Origin of the sequence: Candidatus Chlamydia corallus, from assembly GCF_002817655.1 — a bacterium.
In the GTDB taxonomy this organism is placed as follows: domain Bacteria; phylum Chlamydiota; class Chlamydiia; order Chlamydiales; family Chlamydiaceae; genus Chlamydia; species Chlamydia corallus.
On record NZ_NWQK01000002.1, the window covers coordinates 19,425 to 37,470 of the forward strand.

Below are 18,046 nucleotides of genomic sequence, written 5' to 3' on the forward strand. Positions count from 1 at the left end.
TTATGATGAAATATCTTCCCTATATAATGAGTGCGACACTTATTCATGGCATAATTCTTTTTCTTGTGTTTGCTTCTCCCCTTCCTAAAAAACATTTACGACCCAAAGCATTTCAAGAAAAACTTGTTACTATTCCACCTAAAACTCCTCTCCATGCACTCCCAGGAACTATAAATCCATCCAAAACGATCCCACTCTCTGTAGCTACCCAGCCACAACAACAAGCCGCACCTCTCCCTTCTCAAGAGATCGTACAAAAACTACCACAAAGCCCTGCGCTAAAAGTTGTAAAAAAAGAATCTCCTAAGACAGCAAAAACACCTGCTGTAGCAGAGAAACAAATTCCCCCTACAACTACAAAAAAAACACAGATATCACAAACGCAGCTGCAAGCACTATCCGAAGTAGCCCAAGCCCTTTCCCTCCATGTAGATAAAATTGAGAAAAGTGACGCTTCTCTCAAAGACATCTCCTGGGCACCCACATCTCAGTTAACAATACGCTCAGAACTTCAAGCAACTCAAGAAGAAGAACTTTGTGAATTATTTCGCACTCACATGGCTCTGCCTTCTAAAGGATCTGTGCGTATTAAATTAGTCCTTTCTCCAAATGGAGATGTTCAAGAATGCATTTTTCTTTCTGATGTAAGTGCGGCTGACAAGCAACTGCTTTCCAATCGCATTCAAGCAATTCCATTTCAAAAATTTCTCGAAAAATACAAAGTCTCGAAAAATATTTCTTTTCATATTAAACTTCTCAGTAATGAATCCTAACGCTCTGTCCCTAGGGTGAAGAGGTATCGGCATGTTACGGCAACTATGTTTCCAAGCTTTTTTCTTTTGTTTCGCATCATTATTGCATGCTCAAGAGTTAGAAGTTGTTGTCCGCTCCGAACATGTCATGCTTCCTATCCAAGTTTCTTGTCATACCGATGCGAAAGATCCAAAAATACAGAAATATCTTAGCTCGCTAACAGAGATAATCTGCAATGACATTGCCCTAGGGGATTGCCTACAACCCACAGCGACCTCTACAAAATCCCCTTCTACTTTGGGATTATCTTTACGGCTAGACGTACCGCAACTATCTATAGTACTTCTTCAGTCTTCAAAAGCTCCTCAGACCTTATATTCTTTAACTATTTCTCAAAATCTCTCTATAGATCGTCAAAAAATCCACCACGCTGCTGATGCAATTCATTATGCTCTGACAGGAATCCCTGGAATTAGCGCAGGTAAAATTGTTTTTGCTTTAAGTCAGTCGGGGAAGGATCAAAAGCTCAAACAAGGGGAATTGTGGACTACAGACTATGACGGGAAAAACCTCACTCCCTTAACAACAGAATCCTCACTGTCTATAACTCCAAAGTGGGTAGGTGTGGGATCAAATTTTCCCTATTTCTATGTTTCATATAAGTACGGTATCCCTAAAATTTTTCTTGGTTCCTTAGAGAACACAGAGGGGAAGAAAGTACTCCCATTGCAAGGCAACCAATTCATGCCTACTTTTTCTCCAAGAAAAAAACTTCTAGCTTTTGTTGCAGATACCTATGGAAATCCTGATTTATTTATTCAACCTTTCTCATTAACTTCGGGACCTACAGGTCGACCTCGTCGCTTGCTTAACGAAAATTTTGGGACGCAAGGAAATCCCTCTTTCAGTCCAGAAGGATCGAGGATTGTCTTTATATCAAACAAAGATGGCTCTCCTCGTCTTTATGTTATGTCTCTTGATCCCGAACCCCAAGCACCTAGGCTGCTGACAAAAAAATACAGAAATAGCAGTTGCCCTGCATGGTCTCCAGATGGTAAAAAAATAGCATTCTGCTCTGTAATTAAAGGGGTGCGACAAATTTGTATTTACGATCTCTCCTCTGGAGAGGATTACCAATTGACAACATCTCCCATAAATAAAGAAAGTCCTTCTTGGGCTATAGATAGCCGTCATCTTGTCTTTAGTGCAGGAACGCCAGGAGAATCAGAGTTATATTTAATCAGTCTAATTACCAAAAAAACTAACAAAATTGCTATAGGAGTAGGAGAAAAACGGTTCCCCTCCTGGGGTGCTTTCCCTCAGCAACCGACAAAGAGAACACTATGAATATAAATTCCCTACGAAAATTTTGTATTTTATTTGCTTTACTTGCATTGCCAGCATGTAGTTTTTCACCTTATCACGGTTGGGAGGATTCTTGTACTACATGTCATCATGCAAAACGAAAAAAGCCTTCTTCTTTTGGTTTTGTTCCTCTCTATACCGAAGAGGACTTTAACCCTAACTTTACCTTTGCTGAGTATGATTCCAAAGAAGAAAAACAATACAAGTCGAGCCAAGTCGCGGCGTTTCGTAACATCACCTTTGCTACAGACAGCTATACAATTAAAGGTGAAGAAAACCTTGCAATCCTCGCGAACTTGGTCCACCACATGAAAAAAAATCCAAAAGCTACACTTTATATTGAAGGACATACTGATGAGCGTGGGGCTGCATCGTATAACCTTGCCTTAGGATCCCGGAGAGCAAATGCGATTAAAGAGTATCTCCTAAAGCAGGGAATCTCTGGAGACCGCCTCTCTACCATTTCCTATGGAAAAGAACACCCTATAAATTTGGGGCACAACGAACTAGCATGGCAACAAAATCGCCGTACCGAGTTTAAGATTCATGCGCGCTAATCCAAGACTCTTCATTCTCATAGGTCTACTATTCCTTGGGATAAACTTTGGTCATCTGTATGCTGGAGGAAAATCTCCTTCTCTACAAGGAGTCGTTGCAGAAATCGAAGACATCTCGGCAAAATTAGCGTCGCACGAAGCAGAAATTGTCATGCTTTCAGAACGCTTGGATGAGCAAGACTCTAAATGTCAAAAATTGACAGCAACAAAGCCAGAAACATTAGCTCAAAAAATCCGCGAGCTAGAATCTGATCAAAAGGCGCTTGCAAAAACATTGGCAGTACTAACAGCGTCTGTTAAAGACTTACAGACAAACTTACAAAGCAAACTGCAAGAAATTCAAAAAGACCATAAAGCTTTAGCTCAGGATTTGCGTCTTGTACGGCGTTCTTTACTTGCTTTAGTAGACAGCTCCTCTCCTGGAGCTTATGCGGACTTCTCCGATTCCGTTCCTGAGCATATTTATATAGTATGTCAAGGTGACAGTCTTAGTAAAATTGCTAAAAAATATAAACTTTCAGTAACTGAATTGAAAAAAATTAATAAATTAGATTCTGATGCTATTTATGCTGGGCAAAGACTTTGTTTACAAAGAAATAAGCAATAATAATTATCTTAAATTCACAAATCTTCTTTCAAAACTAAGTTTCTCTCTGTAGATAATAAACAAACACTCCTGTACGATCGAAAATAAACATTAGATCTTATATTTCAAATGAAATTTACAGTTGCTTTATTTGGAGAAGCAGAAAAAGGAAGCTACGACACTGGATATTTCTGTCGTAATCTCATAGATCTACATAATTACCTTGGAGATGTCAGCAGTCCAGGCATCACTTTAGCTATCAAAACATTATTGAGTGATTACAATGTAATGTATTTCAGGGTTCGAGAAGAAGGCTATTGTGTGGATAGTTACTTTTTTGGTTTACACTTCTTAAATACACAAACAACGTTAAAAAACATCATTGCTATTGGACTTCCTGGTGTTGGAAATCAACATATCATTGAAGCTTCTCGGTCGCTATGCCAAAAACACAACAGTCTTCTACTATTCTTCGATCACGATCTCTATGACTTGCTGACTTTTAATCAGCCCTTCTAATCTATAGTGCCGAAATAGCTTTGCAACCCTTCTTCATTTGGAGCCATCGCCAGCGCTCCTTCACGCCAGTTTGCAGGACAGACTAAGCCGTTAGTTTCAAAGAAGATCAAAGCATCCAAAGTTCTAAGTTCCTCTTCTATAGAACGACCGAGGGGAAGATCGTTAACCACGAGATGACGGATGATTCCACCTTTATCAATCAAGAAAACGCCTCGGAAAGACAATTCATCTTCGGGTTTTAAAACATGATAACTCTTTGAAATGGCTTTATCTTCATCAGAGAGAAGAGGATAGGTAATACCTTCAATTCCACCTTGTTTTTTCTTAGTGGCTAACCACTGTTTATGGGTTGCAAGGTCATCCACGGAACAACCAATGACTTCAGCTCCTCGTGAGTGAAATTCTCCTAGGGCATCTTGAAATGCGTGTAACTCTGTAGGACATACATAAGTAAAATCTTTGGGGTAAAAGAAAAGTATCACGTACTTTCCTAAATAATCTTTTAAAGATACAGTACGTGTCTCACCATCAATCACGGCTTGAGCAACAAAACTAGGGGCTTCCTTTCCCACTAGGGATAGTGTCATAAAAACCTCTTCTTTCCCTTTTTTATTTTTCCGCACCAGAGAGGACTCGAACCTCTGACCACCTGGTTCGTAGCCAGGTACTCTATCCAACTGAGCTACTGGTGCCTACTTTCGCTAAAAATAGTGTATCCAAGAACAATCAAATGATCAACAGTTTCTCCGTCTATAGGAAAATGCTATGAAAATTTTTATTTCTTAGAAACTTCTTCATCCTATTCCAACTCAAGAACGTTCCATAAGGGGGCTCTCGATCAATACCGCATGTTTTAGGCAACCTTTTAAAAAAGGGAAGAACCTGATTACGTTTTTGTTCTTGAACTGATAAAAAAGGAGCTCGTTAGCAAGAGACATGATACCGAAACCGCGCATTTTAATGAAGAGGATGTTACAATGAGGGGATCGCTGATCCCTGCAGTTATAAGATCTTCGAATGTATCAGTCATACCATTATAACCGAACCTAGGATTCTCTTGAGAGAGAATGGTATGAAGCACCTCTTCTGAAGACTTATCACAATTTTGAGCTAAAACTTTCAAGGGAGTTTGTACTGCTCGTAAAAGACTTTCAAAACCAAAAGTCATACCAGAAGATAAGTTTTTAGGAATCTCAATAGAATTTGCTGCTCGTAAAAAAGCAACTCCCCCGCCAGGAACAACTCCTCCTTTCATTGCAGCTTTTGTGGCGCGCAAGGCAGCTTCTAGCTGAAACTGACGTTCTCTTTGTTCTGTATCTGTATCTGCAGTAATTTGAATTTGCGGGACACTTCCCACAAATATAGCTAACCGCTCTTCGAATTTCTGAGATTCACACTCTGAAGTACTCTTAGCCATCGCTAAACAAAGCTCTTGTTTTCTAGAGTTTATAGCCTCTACTCGTCCCCCTCCCTGAAAGAACGTAAACATTTCCTTAGTGATCGTGACCTGTTTAACACGACCTAAAACACTTAAGGAAACTGATTTCTCACAATGTTCTGATACTCCCCCTATAAGAGTTGCTCCTGTTAAAATAGCAAGATCTTCCAGAACGGCTTGCCGCACTTCTCTAGATCCTGGGACTTTCACAGCACAAACAGGAAAACCATTTCTAAGTTTATTTAAAATCAAAGTTCTTAAAACATTCTGATCAAAATCTTCTGCTATGATAATTAAAGGATGTGCGTTCTGTTCGGAAATAAGTTCTAAGTATTGAATTAGTTCTTCGTTTAAAGAAACCAAACTGTGTGATAGGATAAGTACAAAAGCTTCTTCCCAGACAACATCCATGGTCTCTGGACGTGTAACAAAATACGGAGAAAGGTACCCACTTTTTACTCTCTTTCCCAAAGCAAATTTTTTAAGTTCTCTTTCTTCACTAGAGAATACTCCCTTAGGATCGGCTTGAAATACCGCAGTTGCAACCATTTTACCTAAACTAACGTCATGATTTGCCGAAATCTTAGCCACATGCAAAACGTCTTCGAGCGACTGTAGCTTAATAGCTTGTTTTTGTAATTTCTGATGGACCATTTCGACAGACAATAGAATGCCTGCTTTGATCTCTTGAGGATCTAAGCCTGCAGCAATACCTTTTAGACCATGGGTAAAAAGAGCGTCGATAAGAACAAGAGTTGTTGTTGAGCCATCTCCAGTCTGTTCTATAACTTTTATCAAGGCTTCCTTTGCAAGTTTCAATCCAAGATATTCGAATGAGTCTTGAAGAATGATTTCCTTAGCGATTCGAATTCCGTTTTTGGTCAAGAAAAGAGGAGCTTTTCCTTTTTTAATTACAGCATTATACCCTCGAGGTCCAAAAGTCGGAGTTATGGCTTTAGTAAGAGCATGCACTCCCCGTTTTAATGCTGAAAGTCCCTCAAATTGACTTTTAAATACCCAAACCACTCTATCCTCAGATGTCTATTATTAGTGTAAGAAAGGCTTTCGCCATGAAAAGGCCATCTTAGAAACAAGAAATATTCCTGTCAAACCGTAGAGAACTAAGTGTCGTTGTTATGATTCTGGATACTCTGGGAGTAAACATGAACTACGCAATTGATGAAAACTCTCTCGAGATTCCTTACACAACCTGCGCAATGGCCATACAACATAGCGTTCTTTATGAGATATATTCAAAAAGTCTTCCCCTCCAAATAGATTACATATAGAAGATCGTCTTGCGGGAATGCGATCTATTGATTTTAAAGTTTGTTCGATCTGTTCAGGATATAAAGCTTTTAACACACCCCAAATTGTACATAGTGTTTCTACTGGATAAAAAATCTTAGGATCTTCAAGGACAAGAAGAACCCCTGAGCACATCTCCATCTTGTATTTTCCAAAAAAAGGTTCATAGAAAAATGGAAGGAAAAGAACTCCTGGAAGCTGCATACGATTCAGCTCTTCTGCCATTTTTTTACCATCCATCCAAGGAGCACCAAGCACTTTAAAAGGTAAGGTATAGCCTACACCAATACTAGCTACAGACAATGCACCTAAAATACCTGTTGCAGCATAAAAAAAGGGCGATTGCGGATCTGGCATTTGAGGACTTGTAGGTATCCAGATCAATCCTGTTTCATCGAACGTCATAGAGCGATTCCAACCTTTCATAGGGATTACGACAACGTTAGCTTTAGGAGCATAGGTCTTTTTAAAAAACAATGCTAATTCCCCAGGTGTCATGCCGTAGCAATACGGAATTGCTGGAGAATCTGAAGATGGAAGATTAGGAATAGGTCCATCAACAATCATTCCTCCCATAGGATTCGGTCGATCTAAAATAATCAGCTGCTTTCCGTGGTTTTCAGAAGCTTTTACCACTTGCATCAGCACTGTAACAAAGCTATAGGAACGCACACCAATATCTTGAACGTCATAAATAAAGACATCACAATCCTGGCCAACCTCTTTTGGAATCTCCTTAAGGCCATGCAAAGATAAAGAACGTAAATTTGGATATATTGAAGGCTGACTTCTAGAGGTTTCCGCAGGTATAGCTCCGTAATAGCCGTGTTCCAAGGTGCAGAGGATTTCAACCACACAATCGTACTTATGAGAGTAAAATACAGAGAGCGCGTCTTGCCCCTTACTGTTGATAGCTGCGCTATGAGAAATTAGGGCTATTTTCTTTCCTCGAATGTAACGTGTATACTGTTCTTCAGAAAAAATGCGGTCTAAGCCCACAAAGACTTGGGCACAACCTATATAGGGGAAAATACAACTTAACAATAAAAAGGAGTAAAAAATTCTTTTCATTCTGAAACTCAAAATTGAAAAAATATTGCTCGATAATCATAAAAGTTCATTGGAGCAAAAATAAACTACAAGTCTACCTTACTAGCGGTTGCGTAGATACAATGTATGTTGTACTTTAACTAGAAGGATTTTCATCAGCTAGTAATTAGGTGTACGCTTGCTGATTTGATCTTGTTAGAACTCTATAACTTCAAAACATTAAGAAAGATTCATGAAAATTGTTATTGCCAGTTCTCATGGTTACAAAATACGCGAAACAAAGACTTTTTTAAAGCTCTTAGGTAATTTCGATATCTTTTCTCTTTGCGATTTTCCTGACTACAAGCTTCCCCAAGAAGAAAAAGATTCTACAACAGCTAACGCCCTTGCTAAAGGGATTCATGCCGCCAATCATTTAGGGTCCTGGGTGATTGCAGATGATACGATGTTACGCGTACCTGCTTTAAATGGTCTTCCAGGTCCTTTATCTGCGACTTTTGCTGGTTCAGGTGCTTATGATAAAGACCATAGAAAAAAACTGCTTGATCACATGGCCTCTTTGGAAAGCATCATAGACCGTTCTGCTTACTTCGAATGTTGTGTTGTCTTAGTTTCTCCTGATCAAGAGATCTTTAAAGCTCATGGGATATGCGAGGGATACATTAGTCATCAAGAAAAAGGTTCTTCAGGGTTTGGCTACGACCCCATATTTGTAAAACATGATTACAAACAAACATTTGCCGAGCTTACTGAAGAGGTAAAAAATCAAGTTTCTCACAGAGCAAAGGCATTGCAAAAATTAGCCCCTCACGTGCAAAACTTATTTGAAAAGCACTTACTCTCCAGGAATTAATGTTCGCAAAGATTGTTCCAAGCAACCACGAATTTCTCGCATTTCTGCTAAGAGCGCCTCTGCTCGTAAAAAATCCGCTTCCAAATTCGCAACCGAGGGCATTCCTTCTGCTGAGGAAAGCTGCTGTGTAGTTAAGGGCATCTCCATACTCACTACGGATTTTGCAGTGAGTCGAGGTGTTTTTTGAAAACAGATAGAGTAGATACCTTCATTCATGGGAGCTTCCAATTAATCATTGGTTTATTCAGCTTATTAAGGAGATAGTTAATTTTTGAAAAGTGTGAACAACCAAAAAAACCACGATGAGCAGCTAACGGAGAGGGATGCGGAGATGATAAAATCGCATGTTGATGTTTTGAATTGAATAATAGCTCACATTTTTTTTTAGCAGCAGCTCCCCATAACACGAAGATAATATGACTTCTCTCTTGAATCAGTTTAGTCGTAATTGCATCTGTAAACAACTCCCAACCTTTACCAGCATGAGAGAAAGGTTTGCGAGCACGCACCGTCAATACTGTGTTCAATAATAAAACACCTTGGTCTGCCCAAGACTGCAAACACCCCTTGTGATTATCGATCCCTAAATCTGTTTTTAACTCTCGGAAAATATTAATCAAAGAGGGAGGTAAAGGCTGACCCTCGGGAACACTGAAGCTCAATCCATGAGCTTGCCCCTCTCCTGGGTAAGGATCTTGGCCCAGGATAACAACAGACACCCTATCAAAAGGAGTGCTTTTCAAAGCAGAAAATATACAACTTTCCTTAGGATAAACAGTTTGCTCTCTATACTCTTGTTTTAAAAAAATAAGGAGTTGCTGCATGTAAGGCTTAGACCACTCTTCCTTAAGCTGCTCGCGCCAACATAAAGGAAGCTGTTCTTGCCAACACACAGGGAGCTGATCTATAGTAGCATTCTGCATAAATCACCTTTCTATAATAGCAATGAAAGTATACTCGCTTTTTATTTTAGCTCGACAGAGATTGTTAGTCTCTAGCTGTAAAGCTAAAAATTAGGACTTATTATGACATGTATCCCAGAACTCAACGAAGCACAACGCAATGCTGTTACAGCTCCTCTCAATCCCATACTCGTTCTAGCAGGAGCAGGAGCAGGTAAAACTCGCGTGGTTACCTACAGAATCTTATACCTAATTAGCAAAGGCATCCTCCCTCAAGAAATTCTTGCTGTAACCTTTACTAATAAAGCAGCGCGAGAACTTAAAGAACGTATTGTCAGGCAGTGTTCTGCAACTCATAGCTTTGATGTTCCAATGGTGTGCACATTCCATAGTTTAGGAGTTTTTATCCTTCGACGTTCTATAAATTTGCTAAATCGTGAAAACAATTTCATTATTTATGATCAAAGTGATGCAGAAAAACTGATAAAACATTGCTTACAACAACACAACCTCAAACCGAATCTTGCAAGTAAAATACAAGCTCATATTTCACAAGCAAAGAACCGTTTACTCTTTCCCGAAGATTTGGATCCCAATGATTACATAGATCCTGTCGTCTCCATCTACCAAGAATACCAAAAAAAACTTGTGGAAGCGAATGCTCTGGATTTCGACGATCTTCTCTTTTTAACCGTAAGACTACTTAAAGAAAGTCCTGAAGCACAAGAAACATATAATCAACTATGGAAGGCATTGTTAATCGATGAGTATCAAGATACCAATCATGCACAATATACTTTAATGCAACTCATCTCAAAACAACATCGCAATGTCTTTGCTGTTGGTGATCCAGATCAATCTATCTACTCCTGGCGAGGAGCAAATATCCATAATATCTTAAATTTTGAAAATGATTATTCTAATTCTCAAGTCTTGTGTCTCGAAGAAAATTATCGCAGCTATGGCAATATTCTAAATGCTGCTAACGCTCTGATCAAAAATAACGCATCAAGGTTAGAAAAAGAATTGCGTAGTGTCAAAGGACCTGGAGAAAAGATTCGTCTTTTTTTAGGAAGCACGGATCGTGAAGAAGCTGATTTTGTAGCTGCAGAAATTCTTCAATTACATAGATTGGGGAAAATAGAGCTACGCGACATCTGTATTTTCTATAGGACGAATTTCCAATCTCGTACATTTGAAGACGCGTTGCTACGCCGGCGTATCCCCTATGAGATTATAGGCGGTCTCTCGTTCTACAAACGTAAGGAAATCCAAGATATCCTTGCCTTTCTTCGTATCTTTATTTCCAAAAGCGACATCGTTGCCTTTGATAGAACTGTAAATCTGCCCAAGCGAGGGCTTGGTTCAGCAACGATATTCGCACTCACACAATATGCTATTGCTGAAAATCTCCCTATCCTGCAAGCATGCCAACACGCCTTAGATACTAAAGCAGTCAAGTTATCTAAAAAACAACAAGAAGGCCTTCAAGATTATCTTGCTCTTTTCCCTCAAATTGAAACTGCTTACCATACTCTTTCTCTTAGAGATTTTATAGAATCTGTAGTTAAGATCTCAGGTTATCTCGAAATCTTAAAAGAAGACCCCGACACCTTCAAAGATCGGAAAAGCAATTTAGAAGAACTCTATCATAAAGCTTTAGAATCTGAGCAACAAAATCCCAAGATTCACTTAGAACTTTTCCTTGATGATCTTGCCTTAAAAGGTTCCGATGATGATCAAAATGTAACTGCCGATCGCGTGAACCTAATGACTCTCCATAATGGAAAAGGCTTGGAGTTCCGGGTATCGTTCCTTGTAGGTCTAGAAGAACAACTTCTTCCACACGCCAACTCGTTAGGCAATTACGAAAATCTTGAAGAAGAACGGCGGTTATGCTACGTAGGAATTACTCGAGCTCAAGACCTCCTCTATCTTACTGCCGCACAAGTTCGCAGCCTCTGGGGAACAGTACGGATGATGAAGCCTAGTAGATTTCTAAAGGAAATTCCAAAAGATTATATGATTCAAGTGCGTTAGACATGTTTCAGCAAAAGCAGAAGTTGTCTCTAAAGTATCTCCCCTCACTAAGGATGCAACAAGGCCTGCGGATGCTGCAATCGCCGCTTACTGAGTTATCGTCCTATATAGCTCAAGAGATCATCCAAAACCCTTTTTTTGATCTCTCTTCACTAGAAGATGAGGAATGGTCTCCTTGTTCTCAACCTATAAACTCTACGTTTTCTTATTTGAATAACACTCCTGCGCCCCAAGAGTCCTTGTATACCCATCTCCTCTCTCAAATCGATGAGTTTTTCTCTACTTCAGAAGAACGACTCATTGCTTACCAAATTGCAGGCAACCTTTCAGATGAAGGATTATTTCTACAAAATCCTGAAGCGCTTGCTGAAGAGCTTGAGCTTCCATTAGAAAAAATTCATAAAGTGTGGAGCTCCATACAAAACCTAAATCCCGAAGGAATTGCCTCCCCATCACTACAGAGCTATTGGATGAAACTCCTCCGAAACTCTCCCCACCAACAAGCCTATAGTATTGTTCGTGATTTCTATCCCTTGATGACTCACTGTGAGTTTGTGCCTATTATGAAAAAGTTCTCCCTCTCTTTACCCGAACTTCGAACTATTTTAAAAAAAGCGTTAGGATCCATCCCTTGGTGTCCTGCAGCAGCTTACAGCACAAAACCAATTTTAGCCGCTCCTCTTCCTGATATTTATCTCTTTTACCACTCAGGATCTTGGGACATTGAAGTGAGCACTCAGGGCCTGCCATCTATAAAACTTAACAGAGAAGTATTTCACTTCTATAAACATCTTCCCAAAGAAGAGCAGAAAAACCTCTCACAACAAGTTTTATCAGCAAAGTGGCTAATCAAAAATCTAAGAAAACGAGAACAAACACTTCTTCGAGTGATGCAAACACTCCTCCCTCAACAAGAAGATTTTTTATTGGGAAAAATTCCCGCTCCCCATCCTTTAGGAATCAAAGATCTTGCTCAAGATCTCGCTCTTCACGAATCGACAATCTTTCGTGCTATAGAAAACAAAGCTGTTGCAGCTCCTATAGGTATTTTCCCTTTAAAACAACTTTTTCCCCGAGGAATTCATCAAGATTCCCCACATTCTAAAGAGATAGTTTTACAATGGATTCGCCAATGGATCTCTACAGAACAAACACCCCTATCCGATAGTGTGATCAGCAACAGAATTAATGCTAGGGGGATTCCTTGTGCAAGGCGTACTGTCGCCAAATATCGTTCCCAGCTGAAGATCCTTCCTGCCAGCAAAAGAAAAATAGAAATGTAAAGCGATTTTACACAAGATGCTATCAAGTAATTTTTAATCAAAGATGATTGCGACGTTAGCTATTGAAGCTAGACAAAATAGGATTGGTAAATTTGCTTCCAACGAACATTTTCTAATTTTTGTTTTCTAGCATAATGTTCTAAAACAGGAATAGGCTCTTTAGCAAACATTTTTATTTCTTTATCTGTAAGCCTTAGCATTACCCATAATGGGGGAACGCCCAACATTTTACGGATCTTCTTCATAGCACGATACAAATAGCTCTGTGCTAAGCACAATCGCATCAAGAAGTAGGTAGGTAAAACTAGCGTAATAAGCGTACCCATCATAGGATACCATAGGGAAATTCCCACACCTGAAATGGTGAAAAATAATAATGAGTAACTCTCTCCTGGAGAACGAAATAAAGGACCAAAAAACCTTCTCCAGCCCCAACGGGAAGTTTGATACGCCAAAATCTCTTCAAAGATAGGCTCATAAAATTTCATTCTAACAGCGTGTACAGCTTCATGAGCCAATACTTCATCTCTAGAATACATTCCTAGCCATCGCGAGGCTTTCTGTAAATGTTTACGAAGTTGGATTGTCACTTCATTACTTAGGATCCAAGTACATCCTGCTTCCCAAACATCTAATCCTTCATTAGAGTAGAGAACTTCAACGTGGGTAGGAAAAACATCGAATAGTTCTTTCAAAGATTCGGGAAATGAGGCAGGATCTTCTGGTCCCGCGTCTATCATAGCATTACTACGAACAAGAAACGCTACCTTTTCTTCTTCTGGTCCTGCAATCAACCCCTGTTTATTGAAAGTAATCAAATCATCATCAGGAGAAGGAAGACTGGTGATAAACTCAAATTTTTCCACGTATAGTTCCTAGTTTTCTATCTGCGTTCGACTCTTTTGTGAACTCTTTTTTCCCATTGTTAAAAGAAATTACAATCCTTAACAAGCAAAATTCAAAAGGTTTTAGCCTTTTCATAATAAGAAATCTCTTCGCTTTTAATTTTGTGTTACTTTAAAACTTTTTATTAATCAGAAAAGCATGAAAATTGAAGGTTCAAGACGAAACCTAAATATTTTCTATCATATTATTCCCTTGAAAAGAATTTGCTTCTTACTCAATAACCATAGGGACATATCAAGAATTCTCTAGGCTAGCCTTCCTATGAGGACTAGCATTCCTGTTGCTTAGCGTTTGATAAAACGCAATAGTGGGGTTGTACGATCTGGTTGATTATTTTTCTCCTACAGAGAAACTATGAGTACAGACTCATGAAAAGCTACTAGAGTGACTTATTGTAACTGTTGAAAAGCTTTGTTACTGAAATACGCGTTATTATTCCAGCGAAACCTTGAAATAAATAATGTATATTTGCATGAGAACAAAGTTTTAGGAACTAGAAAATCAAATTAATAAAAGGGAGTCGCGTTTTCTCTCGATTAAAGTATCCAGGGTCCCCACGCAATTAAATTAATGAAAAAGTCCTTAATTATAGTAGAATCACCTGCAAAAATTAAAACACTACAAAAATTATTAGGAAATGAATTTGTTTTTGCCTCGTCTATAGGACATATTGTAGATCTCCCCGCTAAAGAATTTGGCATTGATGTAGATCACAATTTCGAACCCCAATACCAAGTGCTTCCTGATAAACAAGAGGTCATCAACCACATCCGCAAGCTAGCAGCAAAGTGTGAAAAAGTCTATCTCTCTCCTGACCCCGATAGAGAGGGAGAAGCCATTGCCTGGCATATCGCAAATCAGCTTCCTGAATCTCCCCCCATCCAAAGAGTATCTTTCAATGCGATTACCAAAAATGCTGTTACAGAAGCCTTAAAACATCCAAGAGAAATCGATATGGCTCTAGTCAACGCACAACAAGCGCGTAGACTTCTTGACCGCATCGTTGGATATAAGATTTCCCCTATTTTAAGTCGAAAATTACAACAACGTTCAGGGATATCTGCAGGGCGTGTCCAATCTGTAGCTTTAAAGCTTGTTGTAGATCGAGAAAAGGCTATAGATGCTTTTGTTCCTGTCGAATACTGGAATTTAAGAGTTTTGATGCAAGATCCCAAAACAACAAAAACGTTTTGGGCACACCTATACTCTGTAAAAGGGAAAAAGTGGGAAAAAGAAGTCCCTGAAGGGAAAACCGAAAATGATATTCTTCTTATTAATTCCGCAGATAAAGCTCAGTATTATGCCGAACTATTAGAAAAGTCCTCCTATACAATTACTCGTGTAGAAGCTAAAGAAAAACGTCGTTTTGCTCCCCCTCCTTTTATTACATCGACACTTCAGCAAGAAGCAAGTCGACATTTTCGTTTTTCTGCTTCCAGAACAATGTCCATAGCCCAAACACTATATGAAGGTATCGATTTAGATAGTGAAGACTCTACAGGTTTGATTACCTATATGCGTACGGATTCCGTACGTGTGGATCCTGAAGCTTTAACTATGGTAAGGCAGTATATAAGCCAGACTTTTGGCAAAGAATATCTTCCTGAGAAAGCGAACGTATATACTACTAAAAAGATGACTCAAGATGCTCACGAAGCTATACGTCCCACTGACATTCATCTTTCTCCAGATCACTTAAAAAATAAGCTCTCTGAAGATCAATTTAAGATTTACAACTTAATCTGGAAGCGCTTTGTAGCCTCACAAATTACCCCTGCAATTTATGATACCCTAGCTATTCAAATCACTGCAGATACAGGTATAGATCTCCGAGCTTCAGGATCCTTATTAAAATTTAAAGGATTTCTCGCCGTATATGAGGAGAAGCATGATGACGAAAATGATCAAGAAGAAGACCATCCTCTTCCTCCTTTACATGCCCAAGATGTCTTAATTAAAGAGAAAGTCTCCCAAGAACAAGCGTTTACAAAACCTCTTCCTAGATTTACAGAGGCTTCTTTGGTTAAAGAATTAGAAAAATCTGGAATCGGCCGTCCTTCAACCTATGCGACGATAATGAACAAAATCCAAAGTCGTGAATATACTACCAAAGAAAATCAACGCTTACATCCTACAGAATTAGGAAAGATTATCTCTCAGTTCTTAGAAACAAACTTTCCGAGAATTATGGATATAGGGTTCACAGCCTTAATGGAAGATGAGCTCGAACTAATTGCTGACAATAAAAAACCTTGGAAACTCTTACTTCAAGAATTTTGGACCACATTTCTTCCTGTAGTTACTACAGCAGAAAAAGAAGCCGTTATTCCTAGAATTCTTACAAATATAGAATGTTCTAAATGCCACAAAGGAAAGCTAGTAAAAATCTGGTCTAAAAATAGCTATTTCTATGGTTGCTCAGAATATCCTGAATGCGACTATCGCTCTTCTGAAGAAGAACTCGCTTTCAACAAAGCAGACTATGCCGATGATACCCCGTGGGACAGTCCCTGCCCACTTTGTGGAGCCGTTATGAAAGTACGTCACGGCCGCTATGGAACATTTTTAGGTTGTGAGAATTACCCTGAATGCCGCAGCACAATCTCTATCCACAAAAAAGGAGAAGAAATCGAACAGGAAGAACCTGTTCCCTGCCCCGCTATAGGCTGTAGTGGGAAAATTTTCAAAAAACGTTCTCGTTATAATAAGATTTTCTACTCCTGTTCAGAATACCCCGAATGCAGTGTGATCGGAAATTCTATAGACGCTGTAATGACGAAGTATTCAGGAACAGAAAAAACCCCATACAAGAAAAAAACTTCAATAAAGACAACGAAAACACCTGCAAAAAAGGGAAAAACAAAAAGCTCTAAAAGAACAGCTTCTAAAAAGAAAGGAGGCCCTTTGTTTATCCCTTCTCCAGATCTAGCGAATATGATCGGAGATCAACCTGTATCTCGAGGAGAAGCAACAAAAAAAATCTGGGATTATATCAAGAAACATCAACTACAGTCACCAGAAAATAAGAAACTCTTAGTTCCTGATAACAATTTGGCTACTATTATTGGTTCGAATCCCATCGATATGTTCCAACTATCCAAACATCTAAGTCAGCATTTAACAAGAGCACCAAAAGAAGATTCTTCAGCTTCTTCATAATCATTTACAAGCTGGTAGACTTCTCGGTATGATGTCGCTTTTGCTAGAGACGCTCGAAGGAAGCGAACCTTAGCTGCGGAAATTAGGTAGTGGCCACATAATTTACGCGTTTCTGAAAGGAACTTCGTTTCATTTTGGTAATAATCTTCTACCAAGTGCATGTGCTGAAGAAACGCCTCCTTCCTTTTGATAAAGGAAATGTTTTTGTAGCTTCCTGTAGTTAGATATTCTTGGATTTGTTGCCCAATCCAAGGAGCTCCCATGGTTCCTCGAGCTACAAGAATACCATCACATTCTGTAGTAAGCATTTTTTGAGCAGCTTCTGGAGAAAAGATGTCTCCGTTACCAAAAACTGGAAAATCTTTTCCTGCAGCAGCCTTTGCTTTAGAAATATAATCCAGATGACTAGGACCATGATATCCCTGAGCACGCGTTCTACCATGAACAAAAACAGCACTAGCTCCAGCATCTCGTATAATACGTACGACATCCTCTACGTTGATATGTTCTGAATCCCAGCCCGAGCGAATTTTCACTGTTACAGGAATGGAAACACTACTTATGATTTTCTCTAAAATTTTACCTATAAGCTCTGGGGTTTTCAAAAGACCCGAACCGCTCCCATCTTTAGTAATCTTATCTGTAGGACATCCGCAGTTTAAATCTATAAGATCGAACCCAAGGCCCTCCAAAATTTTAGCAGCCTCCCCACTAGTTTCTGGATTACTACCACATAGCTGCCCTCCTATAGGGCGCATGCTTTCATTATAATCTAGAAGCTTAAGAGTACGCTTGGGAGAGTAGAGCATCCCTTCTACTTTCACCATTTCACAAAACATCAGTCCTGGTTGATATAATGCGGACATGGAACGGTAGGGATAATCTGAAAAACCTGCTAGCGGAGCATAGACCGTGGATGAACGAAGTAAAATATTTTTTATAAATATTGGAGCAGCCATGGAGAATGCAGAATATTAAGAATAATAAAACGTAGGACCTTTAGTATAACAAAAGGAAGTATTCCAAGGCAAAGCAGACCGACAAAGGGACTGAAGTCTATAAATCCGATTCTAGGGATAAATTTACGAAAAAAATTCAAAAAAGGATCCACGCATCTGCAAACCAATTGGTACCAGGGCGCAGAGTGACAACTAGGGATCCAAGAAGCAAAGATGTAGGTTAAAATTAGAAAGCTATAAACATTAATAGCTGTTCTTAAAAAATAAGATAGCATTATATTTTACTCTCTTAATTACAATTAATATGTGTTTTTCTTGAAAAAGAGCCTTTTATCCATTAAAATGGCTGTCTTTATATTTTAAGAATC

General features: G+C 39.1%; 17 protein-coding genes and 1 tRNA gene. 9 read left to right on the forward strand and 9 right to left on the reverse strand.

Going from position 1 to position 18,046, the window contains the following annotated elements; genetic code table 11:
• Positions 1-2: 2 nt before the first annotated feature.
• From CMV32_RS02455 to CMV32_RS02475, 5 genes are all read left to right on the forward strand, one after another.
• Positions 3-773: an inclusion-associated protein gene (locus CMV32_RS02455; protein ID WP_100934368.1), complete on the forward strand. Its 771-nt coding sequence runs from the start codon at positions 3-5 to the stop codon at positions 771-773.
• A 31-nt stretch (positions 774-804) separates the two neighbouring features.
• The gene (tolB, locus tag CMV32_RS02460) at positions 805-2,100 is read left to right on the forward strand and encodes a Tol-Pal system protein TolB (protein WP_100934369.1); all 1,296 of its coding nucleotides are present in this window, start codon (positions 805-807) and stop codon (positions 2,098-2,100) included.
• The gene (locus CMV32_RS02465; RefSeq protein WP_100934370.1) at positions 2,097-2,675 is read left to right on the forward strand and encodes an OmpA family protein; all 579 of its coding nucleotides are present in this window, start codon (positions 2,097-2,099) and stop codon (positions 2,673-2,675) included. The genes tolB and CMV32_RS02465 overlap by 4 nt, the downstream gene beginning before the upstream one ends.
• A complete protein-coding gene (locus tag CMV32_RS02470) occupies positions 2,665-3,282 on the forward strand; it encodes a LysM peptidoglycan-binding domain-containing protein (protein ID WP_100934371.1) in 618 nt (205 codons plus the stop codon). The genes CMV32_RS02465 and CMV32_RS02470 overlap by 11 nt, the downstream gene beginning before the upstream one ends.
• Positions 3,283-3,390: 108 nt before the next feature.
• Positions 3,391-3,780 (forward strand): hypothetical protein, encoded by a 390-nt coding sequence (locus tag CMV32_RS02475; RefSeq protein ID WP_100934372.1) that lies wholly within the window; start codon positions 3,391-3,393, stop codon positions 3,778-3,780.
• Here CMV32_RS02475 and CMV32_RS02480 read toward each other — a convergent pair.
• From CMV32_RS02480 to CMV32_RS02495, 4 genes are all read right to left on the reverse strand, one after another.
• Entirely contained in the window at positions 3,777-4,367 is a 591-nt protein-coding gene (locus tag CMV32_RS02480; protein ID WP_151899118.1) for a peroxiredoxin, read from the reverse strand. The genes CMV32_RS02475 and CMV32_RS02480 overlap by 4 nt on opposite strands.
• A gap of 31 nt (positions 4,368-4,398) precedes the next feature.
• A tRNA-Arg gene (locus tag CMV32_RS02485) sits at positions 4,399-4,472 on the reverse strand.
• Positions 4,473-4,666: 194 nt separating this feature from the next.
• Complete coding sequence (gene groEL, locus CMV32_RS02490) at positions 4,667-6,244, reverse strand: chaperonin GroEL (protein ID WP_100934374.1); 1,578 nt, start codon at positions 6,242-6,244, stop codon at positions 4,667-4,669.
• A 108-nt stretch (positions 6,245-6,352) separates the two neighbouring features.
• Entirely contained in the window at positions 6,353-7,597 is a 1,245-nt protein-coding gene (locus CMV32_RS02495; RefSeq protein ID WP_100934375.1) for a DUF1343 domain-containing protein, read from the reverse strand.
• Between the two features lie 217 nt (positions 7,598-7,814).
• Here CMV32_RS02495 and rdgB point away from each other — a divergent pair, with 217 nt between their 5' ends.
• Entirely contained in the window at positions 7,815-8,429 is a 615-nt protein-coding gene (gene rdgB / locus CMV32_RS02500; protein WP_420807399.1) for an RdgB/HAM1 family non-canonical purine NTP pyrophosphatase, read from the forward strand.
• Here the strand turns inward: rdgB and CMV32_RS02505 are convergent.
• A complete protein-coding gene (locus CMV32_RS02505; protein WP_100934377.1) occupies positions 8,412-8,645 on the reverse strand; it encodes a hypothetical protein in 234 nt (77 codons plus the stop codon). The genes rdgB and CMV32_RS02505 overlap by 18 nt on opposite strands.
• Positions 8,642-9,352 (reverse strand): uracil-DNA glycosylase, encoded by a 711-nt coding sequence (gene ung / locus CMV32_RS02510; protein WP_100934378.1) that lies wholly within the window; start codon positions 9,350-9,352, stop codon positions 8,642-8,644. The genes CMV32_RS02505 and ung overlap by 4 nt, the downstream gene beginning before the upstream one ends.
• Before the next feature lie 102 nt (positions 9,353-9,454).
• Here ung and CMV32_RS02515 point away from each other — a divergent pair, with 102 nt between their 5' ends.
• A complete protein-coding gene (locus CMV32_RS02515; RefSeq protein ID WP_100934379.1) occupies positions 9,455-11,371 on the forward strand; it encodes an ATP-dependent helicase in 1,917 nt (638 codons plus the stop codon).
• Between the two features lie 2 nt (positions 11,372-11,373).
• Complete coding sequence (gene rpoN, locus CMV32_RS02520) at positions 11,374-12,654, forward strand: RNA polymerase factor sigma-54 (protein ID WP_100934380.1); 1,281 nt, start codon at positions 11,374-11,376, stop codon at positions 12,652-12,654.
• A gap of 68 nt (positions 12,655-12,722) precedes the next feature.
• Here rpoN and CMV32_RS02525 read toward each other — a convergent pair whose 3' ends face one another.
• On the reverse strand, positions 12,723-13,520 hold the full coding sequence (locus CMV32_RS02525) for a hypothetical protein (protein ID WP_100934381.1): 798 nt from the start codon (positions 13,518-13,520) through the stop codon (positions 12,723-12,725).
• 610 nt (positions 13,521-14,130) lie between these two features.
• On the opposite strand from CMV32_RS02525, the gene topA reads away from it, so the two are divergent.
• Positions 14,131-16,719, forward strand: coding sequence for a type I DNA topoisomerase (gene topA, locus CMV32_RS02530; RefSeq protein ID WP_100934382.1), 2,589 nt, complete (start codon positions 14,131-14,133; stop codon positions 16,717-16,719).
• Here the strand turns inward: topA and dusB are convergent.
• Positions 16,671-17,678, reverse strand: coding sequence for a tRNA dihydrouridine synthase DusB (gene dusB, locus CMV32_RS02535; RefSeq protein WP_100934383.1), 1,008 nt, complete (start codon positions 17,676-17,678; stop codon positions 16,671-16,673). The two genes, topA and dusB, sit on opposite strands and share 49 nt — an antisense overlap.
• A complete protein-coding gene (locus CMV32_RS02540) occupies positions 17,657-17,953 on the reverse strand; it encodes a YggT family protein (RefSeq protein ID WP_100934384.1) in 297 nt (98 codons plus the stop codon). The genes dusB and CMV32_RS02540 overlap by 22 nt, the downstream gene beginning before the upstream one ends.
• Positions 17,954-18,046: the final 93 nt, after the last annotated feature.